Source organism: Streptomyces africanus, from assembly GCF_030816955.1.
Taxonomy (GTDB): Bacteria; Actinomycetota; Actinomycetes; order Streptomycetales; family Streptomycetaceae; genus Streptomyces; species Streptomyces africanus.
The window spans coordinates 7333481-7346307 of the sequence record NZ_JAUSYP010000001.1; the positions used below are offsets into that span (position 1 = coordinate 7333481).

Below are 12827 nucleotides of genomic sequence, written 5' to 3' on the forward strand. Positions count from 1 at the left end.
GCACGCTGAGACGGTTCCGCGTCGTCCTGCCCTTTCCCGGAGCGTTCGCCTACGTCATCGCCCGGGGCAGGAACACGGGCAGCCGGGAAGCGAGCCGGGCCTGGTCTCCGGACCTCCTCCCGGTCGCGGAGCGCGCCGCACCCGACAGAAACGAGGCACCAGGATGACCGCCACACACCCTACGCACGGACACACCGCCCACCGCGGATTCGCCGTCGGCCTGATGGCCTTCGGTGCCGTCATGCTCATGGTCGCCGGGATCCTGGGCATCCTGCGCGGCATCTCGGCGATCGCCGAGGACAACGTGTTCCTCTCGACCCCCAACTACGTGTTCGCGTTCGACCTCACGGGCTGGGGCTGGATCCATCTGAGCCTGGGTGTGGTCGCCGTGATCGTCAGCATGGGGCTGTTCCAGGCGTCGACGTGGGCGCGGGTCGCCGGCGTGGGCATCGCCGGCCTCGTCATCATCGCCAACTTCCTCTCCCTGCCGTCCTACCCGGTCTGGTCGGTCGTGATGATCGCGATCTCCGGCTTCATCATCTGGGCCCTGTGCGTCGTGCGCAGGGACAGGGTCTGAGGCCGTTCGCTCAGGAGCGGGCGCGGACCAGCAGGAGCGCGACGTCGTCGTCGGGCTCCGGGCTCAGCGCACCGAGGAGGCTGTCACTGGTCCGTTGCAGGCTGGGTCCCGCGTTCTCCAGGAGGCGGGTCAGCAGGTTGAGGCCGGTGTCGATCGGCTCCCCGCGGTTCTCGACCAGCCCGTCGGTGTACAGGGCGAGCAGGGAGCCCGGCGCGAACTCCAGCTCCACGGTGCCGAACTCCACGCCGCCCACCCCCAGCGGCACGCCGCCGGGCACGTCGACGAGCTTCACGCCGCCGTCCGCCCCGGCGAGTACCGGCGGCAGATGACCGGCGCTGGACAGTGAGCAGATCCCGGCCCGCAGGTCGCACACCGCGTACACGCACGTGGCGATCGCGTCGCCGAGCGAGCCGGCGATGTCGTCGAGATGCCGCAGCAGTTCGGCGGGCGGCAGGTCCAGCCGGGCCAGTGCCCGCGTCGCCGTGCTCAGCTGCCCCATGATCGCCGCGGCTTGGACGCCCTTGCCCATGACGTCGCCCACCACGAGCCCGGTGCGTCCCGGGCCCAGCGGCAGCACGTCGTACCAGTCGCCGCCGACCTCGCTGAGCGCCGGGCGGTAGCGGGCGGCGATGTCGAGCCCCTCCTGCTCGGCGGGCGTGGCCGGGAGCAGGCTGCGCTGGAGCGTCAGGGCGGTGCCGCGTTCCCGGCCGTAGAGGCGGGCGTTGTCGATGCAGATCGCGGCGCGCGCGGCGAGCTCCGAGGCGAGCACCTGGTCCCGGTCGTCGAAGGGGCGTTCGTCGACCGTGCGGTACAGGGTGAGGGTGCCGAGCACCTTGCCCCGGGCCACCAGCGGCACCGCCAGGTAGGAGTGTGCGCCGGCCTCGTGCAGGGTCCGGGCGGCCCGCGCGTCCCGGGCGATGCGCCGCATCATCTTCGGGTCGACACGCTCGACCAGGACCGGGCGGGCCCTGCGGACGCACTGTGTGATGATCCGCGACGAGGCGTAGGTGGCCAGTTCGCCGACCGGGTCGGCGGCGTGGATGGCGTCGGTCGGGTAGCCCGCCGCGACGGCCAGCGCCCGGAACTCCGCGGGCGCGCCGCCCGACACCGGTGCGATGGTGCCGCGGGCCACGACGGACTCCAGGACGTCCACGGCGGCCAGGTCCGCCAGGTGCGACACCACCACGTCGGCCAGCTCCCGGGCGGTCTGCTGAAGGTCCAGCGTGGTGCCGATCCGCACCCCGGCCTCGGCGATCACCGACAGGTGCTGGCGCGCCTGCGCGACCTCGGCCGCGGCCTGCTGGCGTTCGGTCACGTCCAGCACGGCCATCGCGAGACCGAGGACGCGGCCGTCGGTGTCCTCGATGCGGTGGTACGACTCCGAGTAGGCGCGGTCCTGTTCGTCCGCCGCCGTACGGCCGATGGTCTGCTGGTCGAGCAGGGGTCTGCCGGTCTTGAGGACGTGCCGCATCCGGGCCTCGATCGCCTCGACGTCCAGGCCCGGCAGCACCTCGCCGAGCCGCCGGCCCAGCAAGGCCTCCTCGGGCACCCCGTTGATCCGCTCCAGCGCGGGGTTGACCCCGACCCAGCGCAGGTCGTTGTCGAAGACGGCGATACCGAGCGGGGTCTGGTTGACGAGGCTGTGCGAGAGGGCGAGGTCCCGCTCCACCTTCCGTACCGTCGTCGCGTCCGTGGCCAGACCCAGCAGGTGGGGCCGGCCCTCGCTGTCGAGGAGCCGCATCGTGCGGAACTCCACGGCGCGTTCCGTGCCGTCGCGGTGCCGCAGCGGGAAGACACCGGCCCAGCGTTCCCCCGACCTGACCTGGGCGAACAGCTCCCTGCCCCGGGGGCGGTTCTCGGGCGCGATCAGGAGTGTGTCGGCGCGCTGCCGCAAGGCCTCCTCGGCGGTGTAGCCGAGCAGCTGCTCGATCTCGGGGCTCCACAGGGCGATGTGCCCGTCGCCGTCCAGGACCACGGCCGCGACCTTCAGCAGGTCCAGCAGCCCACCGGGCGCGGCCGTGACGGCGTCCCGGTCCGAGGGCGCATACCCGTTCATGCGAGCCGCTCCTTCCGGCGCGGCAAAAGGTCCGGCCAAGATCCGTTGCGCAGGCTGTCCGATGAGGTCACATTACGGTCGGAGGAGCGACACTGTCGCGCCGAAATGACAAATAATCGCGGGTCGGTGCACGGAGAGATCGCGGGCCGGCGCACGAGAGAAGAGGGAGCGGGATCTTGGCTGACTGGATACTGCGGGAGAGCCTGGCCACCACGTCGGGGACCGTGCGCTGGGACCGGTTCGGGGATCCCGGCGGCGAGCCGGTCGTACTGCTGCACGGGACGCCGTTCTCCTCCTACGTGTGGCACGAGACCGCTCCGGCACTCGCCGCCACCGGACACCATGTGCACGTGTGGGACATGGCGGGTTACGGCACCTCCGACATGCACCCGGACCAGGACGTCTCGCTCGGGGCCCAGGGCCGGATCTTCACCGAGCTGCTCGCGCACTGGGGGCTTGAGGAGCCGTCCGTCGTCGCGCACGACTTCGGCGGCTGCGTGGCACTGCGCGCCCGTCTGCTGCACGGGGCCCGCTACCGGCGGCTCGCGCTGGTCGACCCGGTGGCCCTGGCACCCTGGGGTTCCCCCTTCTTCCGTCTGGTCGGGGAGCACAGCCACGTCTTCGAGCAGTTGCCGGCAGCGCTGCACGAGGCGCTGGTGCGCGAGTACGTCACGTCCGCGAGCCACCTCGGTCTGCGGCCCGCCGCGCTGGACGCGCTCGTGCGGCCCTGGACGGGCGAGCGGGGACAGGCCGCCTTCTACCGCCAGATCGCGCAGGCCGACCAGCGCTACACCGACGACATCCAGCCCCTGTATCCCACACTCGACCTGCCGGTGACGGTCTGCTGGGGCACCGAGGACACCTGGATCCCCTTCGCCAAGGGGCAGGAGCTGGCCGCCCTGATCCCGGGCGCGCGGCTGGTGCCCGTCCCGGAGTCAGGCCACCTCGTCCCGCTGGACGCCCCCGCCCGGCTGACGAGCGAGCTGCTCGCCTTCCTCGGAGCCTGAGGGCACCTGACGCGGGAGAACCATCAGGACCGCACAAAGTCCGACGGGGTCATTGCTTCGGTTGTGTTCGAGTCCTAGGGTGTGCCTGCTCAGCAGTTGCTCCGTCAACGTCAGTTGCACGCGTCCCAACAGAAAAACCCAGCAAGGGAGTTGGGGGCTGCATCTGACGTGCCCTCAGTCCGTGCAGCACCCTGTCGAACCGAGGAAGGCCACGGTCATGCCGCACCCGCTCCCGTCCCCCGCTGACCGGCCCGTCGTCAGCCGTCGCCGTCTGCTCGAAGGGGGCGCCGCCGTGCTCGGCGCGCTCGCCCTGTCCGCGTCGCCCGCCGTCGCGCACGCGGCCGGCCGGCGACCGGCGGCGGACGGCCCGCCGGAGTGGAACGACGGCCTGGCCGTGTACCGCGTGGGCACCGAGCCGCCGCACACCACGCTCATGCCGTACGCGGACCTGGAGCAGGCACTGGACGGCGACCGCACCCGCTCGCCGTACCGGCTGAGCCTCGACGGCAGGTGGAAGTTCGCCTACGCCGACCGCCCCGACGACCGGGACGCCGACTTCTACCGCACCGACGTCGACGACTCCGGCTGGGACACCATCCCCGTGCCCTCGGCCTGGCAGCTGCACGGCTACGACTTCCCGATCTACGTCAACATCACCTACCCCTGGTGGGGGCCCAACGGCGGCGGCGAGGACGCCCAGCCGCCGGCCGCCCCGACCCGCTACAACCCCGTCGGCCAGTACCGCCGTACGTTCACCGTCCCCCGGAACTGGTCGGGCCGGCGCACCTTCCTGCACTTCGAGGGCGTCAAGTCCGCCCACTACGTGTGGATCAACGGCGAACTGGTGGGCTACCACGAGGACTCCTACACCTCCGCCGAGTACGACATCACCCGCCACCTCAAGCCGGGCACCAACCAGATCGCCGTCGAGGTGTACCGCTACTCCGACGCGGAGTGGCTGGAGGACCAGGACATGATCCGGCTGAGCGGCATCTTCCGCTCGGTCCACCTGTACTCCACGCCCTCCGTGCACCTGCGCGACTTCAAGCTGGACACCCCGCTCGGCGACGACTACACCTCCGCCGAGCTGAAGGTCACCGCGCACGTCCGCGACTACGGCGGCAAGGGCGCGGGCCGCTACACGGTCGAGACCCAGCTGTACGACGCGCGCGGCCACGCCGTCTGGCCGCGGCCCCTGAACCAGCCGGTCGACGTCCCCGACGGCGACGAGGCCACCGCCGAGGCGTCCAGAGCCGTCCCCGCGCCGAAGCTCTGGTCGGCCGAGCACCCGAACCTCTACACCGCCGTGCTCAGGCTGCGCGACCCGGCCGGCAAGGTGGTCGAGACCCTCTCGCACCGGGTCGGCTTCCGCGAGTTCGCGCTCAAGGACGGCCTGATGCGCATCAACGGCAAGCCGGTCTCCTTCCGCGGCACCAACCGCCACGAGATGCACCCCGAAACCGGCTCGGCGCTCACCCGTGCGCAGATGATCGAGGACATCGAGATCATCAAGCGGCTCAACATCAACAGCGTCCGCACCTCGCACTACCCCAACAACCCGCTGTGGCTGGAACTCGCCGACGAGTACGGCCTGTACCTCGTGGGCGAGACCAACCTCGAGACCCACGGCATCCGCGACAGGTTCCCCGGCAGCGGCCACCCCGAGTGGACCGAGGCGTGCGTGGTCCGCGCCCAGAACATGGTCCACCGCGACAAGAACCACGCCTCGGTGGTCATCTGGTCCCTCGGCAACGAGGCGGGCGGCGGCACCACCTTCAACGCCATGCACGACTGGATCCGCTCCTACGACCCCACCCGTGTCATCCAGTACGAGGGCGACGACCGCCCGGGCATCAGCGACATCCGCTCCGAGATGTACGACAGCCCGCAGCGGGTCGAGCAGCGCGCCAAGGACACGAACGACACCCGCCCGTACGTGATGATCGAGTACTCGCACGGGATGGGGAACTCCAACGGCAACTTCAAGAAGTACTGGGACATCGTCCGCCGCTACGACGTCCTCCAGGGCGGCTGGATCTGGGACTTCGTCGACCAGGCCCTGAGCTGGCCGACCCCCACCCGCAAGCTGCTGACCGAGTCAGGACCGGGCGCACTGCGCGGCGAGATCATGGCGCCCGCCGGCACCTTCGACCGCGCCAAGGGCGTCTCCGGCGGCACCGTCTTCCCGCGCGACCCCCGCCTGGACCTCACCGGCTCCCTCACGCTGGAGGCCTGGGTCACCCCGGACGTGCCCTACGGCCACCAGCCCATCCTCGCCAAGGGCGACACCCAGTACGCCCTCAAACAGACCGACAAGAACCTGGAGTTCTTCATCCACGGCGGCGGTCAGTGGGTCACCGCGAGCTGGGCGCTGCCCGACGGCTGGACGGGCAAGGAGCACCACATCGCCGGTGTCTTCGACGCCGACGCGGGGACGCTCACCCTGTACGTCGACGGCCAAGTGCGCGGCACCAAGACCACCACCCGGCGCCCCGCCGACAACACGGCGTCCCTGTCGCTCGCCACCGACATCGACAACCCGACCCGGGAGTTCAGCGGAACCATCCGGCGGGCCCGCGTCTACGCCCGCGCGCTCAGCGCCACCGAACTGGCCTCCGACAGCCGCGGCCCCGACGACGAGGGCGTGCGCTTCTGGTTCGACGCCGCCACCGCCCGCTTCGCCGAGCAGCGCCCCCGCGACAGGACGTTCTACGCCTACGGCGGCGACTGGGGCGACAACCCCAACGACGGCGCCTTCGCCGGTGACGGCATCATCACCGCCGACCGCGGCCTCACGGGCAAGTCCGCCGAGGTCAAGCAGATCTACCAGGCGATCAACGCCGCCCCGGCCTCCGGCGGCCCCGGCGCCGTCACCCTCACCAACGAGTACCTCTTCACCAACCTCCGCGAGTTCGACGGCCGTTGGTCCCTGCTCGCCGACGGCAAGGTCGTCCAGCGCGGCCGACTGACCCGCGACCAGCTGAACGTCGCGCCGCTTTCCAGCAAGGACATCAAGGTGCCGGTGCGGCTGCCGGCGAAGCCCGAACCGGGCACGGAGTACTTCCTCCAGCTCTCCTTCACCACCAAAGAGTCCACCAAGTGGGCGAAGGCCGGCTTCGAGGTGGCCAAGCAGCAGCTCGCCCTCGACACCGACAGCCCGGCCGTGACGCCCCTGCCGCTGCGCAGCGTCCCCGCCCTGCGATACACCGACCGGGACGAGGACGTCACCGTCAAGGGCAAGGGCTTCTCGGTCACCGTCGACAAGGGCACCGGCACCATCACGTCGTACGAGGCGGGCGGCACCCGGCTCATCACCTCCGGCCCCGTCCCGAACTTCTGGCGGGCGCCCACCGACAACGACCGGGGCAACGGCCACCACACCCGCAACCAGACGTGGCGCGACGCGGGAGCCAAGCGGAAGGTCGCGGACGTACGGGTCCGCCCGCTGGACGACCGGGCCGTCGAGATCACGGTCACCGGCACGCTGCCCACCAGCGAGCAGTCCACGTACAGCACGACGTACACGGTCTTCGGCAACGGCGAGATCAAGGTCGACAACACCCTGCACCCGGGTGCGTCGACCCTGCCGTACATCCCCGAGGTCGGCACCCTGCTGTTCCTGCCCCGCCGCCTGGACCGGCTGCACTACTACGGCCGGGGCCCGGAGGAGAACATGTGGGACCGCAACAACGCCACCGACGTCGGCCTGTACTCCGGCACCGTCTCCGGGCAGTGGACCTCCTACCTGCGCCCCCAGGAGAACGGCAACAAGACCGACGTCCGCTGGGCCGCGCTGACGGACGGCGGCGGACGCGGCCTGCTCGTCTGCGGTGAGCCGCTGCTGGAGGTCAACGCCTCGCGCTTCACCCCCGAGGACCTGTCGGTCGGCGCCCGCCACGACTACCAGCTCGACCCCAGGGACGCGGTGGTCCTCCGGGTCAACCACCGTCAGATGGGCGTGGGCGGCGACAACAGCTGGGGTGCCCACACCCACGACGAGTTCAAGCTCCTCGCCAACCGCGACTACGCGTACACCTACCGGCTGCGTCCGCTGACGCGCGTGAGCGAGGCGATGGCGGCCTCGCGACGGCCGACGGCCACCGACTAGAACGCACGGCGGGACGGCGGCGCCGCCTCAAGGGGGCGCCGCCTCAGTCGGCGGCGTCGCTGATGCCCAGGCGCAGATGCTCCACGTGGTAGACGGCCTGGTCGAGCAGTTCGGCGACATGGTGGTCGTGCAGCGCGTAGACGACCGAACGGCCCTGCCGCTCGCCGACGACCAGGCCCAGATTGCGCAGCAGCCGCAGCTGGTGCGAGCAGGCCGACTGCTCCATGCCCACCTCGGCGGCCAATTCGGTGGCCGGCAGCGGGCCTTCCCGCAGCCGCGCCAGGATCAGCAGCCGGGAGGGTGTGGACAGGGCCTGGAGCGTGGTGGCGACCTTCGCGACGTTGTCCGCGTCCAGGCGTACGCGCTCGGCGGCGTCCTGCGCGGGGATGACGGCTCCATGACCCATGACCTCATCGTACCGGTCACCCACGAACACATGAATGAATATTCATCTGTCTCGGTTTCTGTGGTCTCCGCGCGGCGCCTACCTGGCACGTCGATGTCGGATTCTCGCCAGCCTCGTCTCGTCCGGTGCTCGATGCTGGACGCATGCAGATGGGGATGCACACCGACACCGAGCGCTGCGTGCGCGCCGTCCAGTCCAAGGACGCCCGGTTCGACGGATGGTTCTTCACGGCTGTCCTGACGACCGGCATCTACTGCCGTCCCAGTTGCCCGGTCGTGCCGCCCAAGCCGGAGAACATGGTCTTCCACCCGAGCGCGGCGGCCTGCCAGCAGGCCGGGTTCCGGGCCTGCAAGCGCTGCCGGCCCGACACCAGCCCCGGCTCCCCGGAGTGGAACCAGCGCGCCGACCTCGTGGCCCGGGCCATGCGGCTGATCGCCGACGGTGTCGTGGACCGCGAGGGCGTGCCCGGCCTCGCCGCGCGCCTCGGCTACAGCACCCGGCAGGTCGAGCGTCAGCTCTTCGCCGAGCTGGGCGCGGGCCCGCTCGCGCTCGCCCGCGCGCAGCGCGCCCAGACGGCCCGGCTGCTCATCGAGACGACGGCCCTGCCGATGGCCCGGGTCGCCTTCGCCGCCGGCTTCGCCTCGATCCGCACCTTCAACGACACCGTCCGCGAGGTCTTCGCCCTCTCCCCGAGCGAGCTGCGCGCCCGAGCCCCGAAGCGGCAGGGCGCGAGCACCCCCGGCGCGCTGTCCCTGCGGCTGCCGTTCCGCACCCCGCTCAACCCCGACAACCTCTTCGGCCACCTCGCCGCCACGGCCGTACCCGGCGTGGAGGAGTGGCGGGACGGCTCCTACCGGCGCACCCTCCGGCTGCCCTACGGCCACGGCATCATGTCCCTCACTCCCGCCCCCGACCACATCGCCTGCCGCCTCACCCTCAGCGACCTGCGCGACCTGACCGTCGCCATCAGCCGCTGCCGCCGTCTGCTCGACCTGGACGCCGACCCGGTGGCGATCGACGAGCAGCTGCGCACGGACCCGGTCCTGGCACCGCTGGTCGACAAGGCGCCCGGCCGGCGCGTCCCGCGCACGGTGGACGAGGCGGAGTTCGCCGTCCGGGCCGTGCTCGGCCAGCAGGTCTCCACCGCCGCCGCCCGCACCCACGCCGCCCGGCTGGTCACCGCGCACGGCGAACCGGTCGACGACCCCGAGGGCGGCCTCACCCACCTCTTCCCGGCCCCCGAGGCCCTCGCGGCGCTGGACCCGGAGACCCTGGCGATGCCCCGCACCCGCCGCGCCACCTTCACCACCCTGGTCCGCCGGCTCGCCGACGGCGACCTCCACCTGGGCGTGGAGACCGACTGGCCGCAGGCCCGCGCCCAGCTCCTCGCCCTGCCCGGATTCGGCCCCTGGACGGCCGACGTCATCGCCATGCGCGCCCTCGGCGACCCCGACGCCTTCCTCCCCACCGACCTCGGCATCCGCCGCGCCGCCCGGGAACTCGGCCTGCCCTTCACCCCCGCCGCCCTCACCGCCCGCGCGGCGGCCTGGCGCCCTTGGCGGGCCTACGCCGTCCAGTACCTCTGGGCGACCGACAGCCACCCGATCAACTTCCTACCGGTATAGGGACGTTCCATGAAGCACCACACCGTGACCGACAGCCCCTACGGCCCCCTCACCCTCGTCGCCGACGACGGTGCCCTGTGCGGCCTCTACATGACCGGCCAGCGCCACCGCCCCCCGGAGGAGACCTTCGGCACCCGCGACGACACCCTGTTCGCGCAGGCGGAGGAACAACTGAAGGCCTACTTCGCGGGGGAGCTCAAGGAGTTCACCGTCGAACTCCGCCTGACCGGCACGCCGTTCCAGCGCGCCGTCTGGGACCAGCTCCGGCGCATCCCCTACGGCGAGACCCGCACCTACGGCCAACTCGCCGACGCCCTCGGCACCCCCACGGCCTCCCGCGCGGTCGGCCTCGCCAACGGCCGCAACCCCGTCGGCATCATCGTCCCCTGCCACCGCGTCATCGGCGCGAACGGCGGCCTCACCGGCTACGGCGGCGGCCTGGAGCGCAAACAGCGCCTGCTGGACTCCGAGCGGGGAGCCGCGCTCTTCTAGACCCGACAGTTGGTCAAATTTGACTAGACTGGAGCGATGTCGGAGAAGACCATCCCGATCCTGCCGTGCCGCACCCTCCCGCCCGTCCTCGACTTCTACACGGCCCTCGGCTTCGAGGTGACGTACGAACAGCGCAGCCCCAACCCGTACGCGGTCGTGGAACGCGGCGGCGTCGAGCTCCAGTTCTTCGCGATGAAGCACTACGAACCGACCGACTCGATCAGCACCTGCTACGTCATGACCGACGACGTCGACGGCCTCTACGAGGCGTTCCGCACCGGGCTCAAGGCGGCGTACGGCAGGATCCCGACGCGTGGACTGCCGCGCGTCGGGCCGCTGAAGGACATGTCGTACGGCGTGCGGCAGTTCCTCATGACCGACCCGGGCGGCAACTGCATCCGGGTCGGGCAGCGCACGGACTCGACCGGACACCATGAGCCCGCTCCCCGGGAGACCTTCGCGCGGGCCCTGCACCACGCGTCGCTCCTGGCGGACTCCAAGGGGGACGCGGCGGGCGCCGCCAAGGTCGTCGACCGCGTCCTGCGCCTGACGGACGAGACGCCGACGCCCGTACAGCTGCTTCAGCTCCTCGTCCTGCGCGCGGACATCGCGGGACGACTCGGCGACGAGGAGACGGCGGCGACCGCCCTTGCCCGGGCCACCGCGCTCCGCCTCACCGACGCCGAGCGCGACCTGGGCCAAGACGCACTCACGCGCCTGGAGGACCTGCGGGCGGCCCGTCGTCCGTGAGGCCGCGCAGCAGCTCCGGCAGCGCCGTGCCGATGGGCTCGCGGACGATCTCGTCGGCACGGTCGTCGTACGGCGTCGGCTCGGCGTTCACGATGATCAGGCGGGCGCCGTGATCGGCGGCGACACCGGCGAGACCGGCGGCGGGCTGGACCTGGAGGCTCGTGCCGACGGCGACGAACACCTGGCAGGCTTTGCTGATGGCGGCCGCCTCGCCGAGGACGACGGGGTCGAGCCGCTCGCCGAACATCACCGTCGCCGACTTCAGGACGCCGCCGCACTCCAGGCACGGCGGGTCGTCCTCGCCGGCCTCGACCCGGGCGAGCACGTCCTCCATCGGGCCGCGGGCGTGGCAGCCGGTGCAGACGACACTCCGGGCGGTGCCGTGCAGTTCGAGGACCTTGCGGTCGGGCATCCCGGCGAGCTGGTGCAGCCCGTCCACGTTCTGCGTGATCACCCGGACGGGTACCCCGGACCGCTCCAGTTCGGCCACCGCCCGGTGCGCGGCGTTGGGCTCCGCCTGAAGGGCCCGGTTCTCGCGCCGCATCTGCCAGGAGCGGCGGCGGATCTCCGGGTCGCCCATGTAGTACTCGTACGTGACGAGCTTCTCGGCCTCCGGATCCCGCCGCCAGAGCCCGTTCGGCCCGCGGTAGTCCGGGATCCCGGAGTCCGTGCTGATACCGGCACCGGTGAGGAGCGCGACGAGGGGCTTGGCCATGTCCCCGAGGGTAGGCCGGGCCGTACGACGCCTGCGAGCGGTTATCGAACGGGATCCCGGCGGGTGAACGGGCGGGGCCGGTCAGGACACCCGGTGCCCGTTCTCCAGCTCCGCCGTGCCCGAGCCGTCCGCCAGCACGTCCAGGCCGGCCAGGACACGGCGGCCGAGGGCGCCCGGCAGATACTCGGTCAGCTCCTCGCGCGGGACCAGCCGCCAGGAGAGCAGTTCCTCCTCCTGGAGGCGGATCGCCTTGAACTCGTCCTCGCCGAGCACCCCGCCGTCGTACAGATACGCCACCAGCGGCGGACGCCCCGGGCCGTGCACCCAGTCCACCGCCAGCAGCCGGCCGAGCTCGCGGTCCAGCCCGATCTCCTCCGCCGTCTCGCGCCTCGCGCCCTGCCGCGGCGTCTCGCCGTCGTCGGACTCGATCGTGCCGCCGGGCAGCGCCCAGCCCTCGCGGTAGTTGGGCTCGACGAGCAGCACCCGGCCCTCGCCGTCCCGGAACAGCGCGGCGGCACCGGCCAGGACGCGGGGCAGGGACGCGATGTAGGCGGCGAAGTCAGAAGAGGTGGTCATGGGGGCAGGGTAGCCACCCGATGACGGCTCAGCCGCAGGGGAAGACGTAGCTGGACTTGTAGTTGATGTAGAGGCTGCCGGAGGACGATCCCATCTTGGCGGTCACCGGGGCGCAGGCGAAGCTGGAGACGTACACCGGGCCCGCGTACTCGCTGAAGGTGCCCGTGTCGGGGTCGCAGGCCGTGCCGTCCACCTTGCAGATCTGCACGGACATGTACTGCGCCCGGCCGACGTTGTTGTCGAGGATGACGCAGCCCTTGCTGCCGTTCTCGTAGGCGAAGAGCATCGCCTTGCGCAGGTCGGGGTCGACACCGAGGGGCAGCGGGATCGCCTTGCGCAGCGTGTAGCCGGTGCCGCACACGGTGGCCGAGGCCGAGGCCGGGGACTGCTCGGCGGCCACGGCCCCCGGCGCGGTGAGCACGGCGGCGGTCAGGACGGTGGCGGTGGCGGTGGCGCGAAGAGCGGTTCTGAGACGAGACATGACAATCAGGCGCTTTCTGTCGGGCGTGAGGCCG

Annotated in this window: 11 protein-coding genes; 6 read left to right on the forward strand and 5 right to left on the reverse strand. The window is 71.6% G+C overall.

Features of this window, described 5'->3' with window-relative positions:
- Positions 1 to 163 precede the first annotated feature (163 nt).
- Positions 164 to 577 carry a DUF7144 family membrane protein gene (locus QF034_RS33690; RefSeq protein WP_307178469.1) on the forward strand — a complete coding sequence of 138 codons (414 nt, stop codon included), beginning with the start codon at positions 164 to 166 and terminating at the stop codon, positions 575 to 577.
- 10 nt (positions 578 to 587) lie between these two features.
- Here QF034_RS33690 and QF034_RS33695 read toward each other — a convergent pair whose 3' ends face one another.
- Positions 588 to 2633 (reverse strand): SpoIIE family protein phosphatase, encoded by a 2046-nt coding sequence (locus QF034_RS33695; RefSeq protein ID WP_307178470.1) that lies wholly within the window; start codon positions 2631 to 2633, stop codon positions 588 to 590.
- Positions 2634 to 2809: 176 nt separating this feature from the next.
- Here QF034_RS33695 and QF034_RS33700 point away from each other — a divergent pair, with 176 nt between their 5' ends.
- The gene (locus QF034_RS33700; protein ID WP_307178471.1) at positions 2810 to 3640 is read left to right on the forward strand and encodes an alpha/beta fold hydrolase; all 831 of its coding nucleotides are present in this window, start codon (positions 2810 to 2812) and stop codon (positions 3638 to 3640) included.
- Positions 3641 to 3857: 217 nt separating this feature from the next.
- Positions 3858 to 7748 carry a glycoside hydrolase family 2 TIM barrel-domain containing protein gene (locus QF034_RS33705; protein ID WP_307178472.1) on the forward strand — a complete coding sequence of 1297 codons (3891 nt, stop codon included), beginning with the start codon at positions 3858 to 3860 and terminating at the stop codon, positions 7746 to 7748.
- Between the two features lie 43 nt (positions 7749 to 7791).
- Here QF034_RS33705 and QF034_RS33710 read toward each other — a convergent pair whose 3' ends face one another.
- On the reverse strand, positions 7792 to 8154 hold the full coding sequence (locus tag QF034_RS33710; protein WP_307178473.1) for an ArsR/SmtB family transcription factor: 363 nt from the start codon (positions 8152 to 8154) through the stop codon (positions 7792 to 7794).
- A 155-nt stretch (positions 8155 to 8309) separates the two neighbouring features.
- Between QF034_RS33710 and QF034_RS33715 the strand changes: the two genes are divergently transcribed.
- The 3 genes from QF034_RS33715 to QF034_RS33725 are packed head-to-tail and all read left to right on the forward strand — an operon-like array spanning position 8310 to position 11021.
- Positions 8310 to 9779, forward strand: coding sequence for an AlkA N-terminal domain-containing protein (locus tag QF034_RS33715; RefSeq protein WP_307180036.1), 1470 nt, complete (start codon positions 8310 to 8312; stop codon positions 9777 to 9779).
- Between the two features lie 9 nt (positions 9780 to 9788).
- The gene (locus tag QF034_RS33720) at positions 9789 to 10271 is read left to right on the forward strand and encodes a methylated-DNA--[protein]-cysteine S-methyltransferase (protein WP_307178474.1); all 483 of its coding nucleotides are present in this window, start codon (positions 9789 to 9791) and stop codon (positions 10269 to 10271) included.
- Positions 10272 to 10307: 36 nt separating this feature from the next.
- Entirely contained in the window at positions 10308 to 11021 is a 714-nt protein-coding gene (locus QF034_RS33725; protein WP_307178475.1) for a bleomycin resistance protein, read from the forward strand.
- On the opposite strand, the gene QF034_RS33730 is transcribed toward QF034_RS33725, so the two are convergent.
- The 3 genes from QF034_RS33730 to QF034_RS33740 form a co-directional block, all read right to left on the reverse strand.
- Positions 10981 to 11736 (reverse strand): SIR2 family NAD-dependent protein deacylase, encoded by a 756-nt coding sequence (locus QF034_RS33730; protein WP_307178476.1) that lies wholly within the window; start codon positions 11734 to 11736, stop codon positions 10981 to 10983. The two genes, QF034_RS33725 and QF034_RS33730, sit on opposite strands and share 41 nt — an antisense overlap.
- Positions 11737 to 11817: 81 nt before the next feature.
- Complete coding sequence (locus QF034_RS33735; RefSeq protein WP_307178477.1) at positions 11818 to 12312, reverse strand: NUDIX domain-containing protein; 495 nt, start codon at positions 12310 to 12312, stop codon at positions 11818 to 11820.
- Between the two features lie 28 nt (positions 12313 to 12340).
- Positions 12341 to 12793, reverse strand: a complete 453-nt coding sequence (locus QF034_RS33740) for a hypothetical protein (protein ID WP_307178478.1) — start codon at positions 12791 to 12793, stop codon at positions 12341 to 12343.
- Between the last annotated feature and the right edge of the window lie 34 nt (positions 12794 to 12827).

What these genes read in the sequence shown, in the direction of transcription:
- QF034_RS33690 (WP_307178469.1), top strand. Translation starts at nt 164, where the DNA reads ATGACCGCCACACACCCTACGCACGGACACACCGCCCACCGCGGATTC.
- QF034_RS33695 (WP_307178470.1), bottom strand. Translation starts at nt 2,633, where the DNA reads ATGAACGGGTATGCGCCCTCGGACCGGGACGCCGTCACGGCCGCGCCC.
- QF034_RS33705 (WP_307178472.1), top strand. Translation starts at nt 3,858, where the DNA reads ATGCCGCACCCGCTCCCGTCCCCCGCTGACCGGCCCGTCGTCAGCCGT.
- QF034_RS33710 (WP_307178473.1), bottom strand. Translation starts at nt 8,154, where the DNA reads ATGGGTCATGGAGCCGTCATCCCCGCGCAGGACGCCGCCGAGCGCGTA.
- QF034_RS33715 (WP_307180036.1), top strand. Translation starts at nt 8,310, where the DNA reads ATGCACACCGACACCGAGCGCTGCGTGCGCGCCGTCCAGTCCAAGGAC.
- QF034_RS33720 (WP_307178474.1), top strand. Translation starts at nt 9,789, where the DNA reads ATGAAGCACCACACCGTGACCGACAGCCCCTACGGCCCCCTCACCCTC.
- QF034_RS33725 (WP_307178475.1), top strand. Translation starts at nt 10,308, where the DNA reads ATGTCGGAGAAGACCATCCCGATCCTGCCGTGCCGCACCCTCCCGCCC.
- QF034_RS33730 (WP_307178476.1), bottom strand. Translation starts at nt 11,736, where the DNA reads ATGGCCAAGCCCCTCGTCGCGCTCCTCACCGGTGCCGGTATCAGCACG.
- QF034_RS33735 (WP_307178477.1), bottom strand. Translation starts at nt 12,312, where the DNA reads ATGACCACCTCTTCTGACTTCGCCGCCTACATCGCGTCCCTGCCCCGC.
- QF034_RS33740 (WP_307178478.1), bottom strand. Translation starts at nt 12,793, where the DNA reads ATGTCTCGTCTCAGAACCGCTCTTCGCGCCACCGCCACCGCCACCGTC.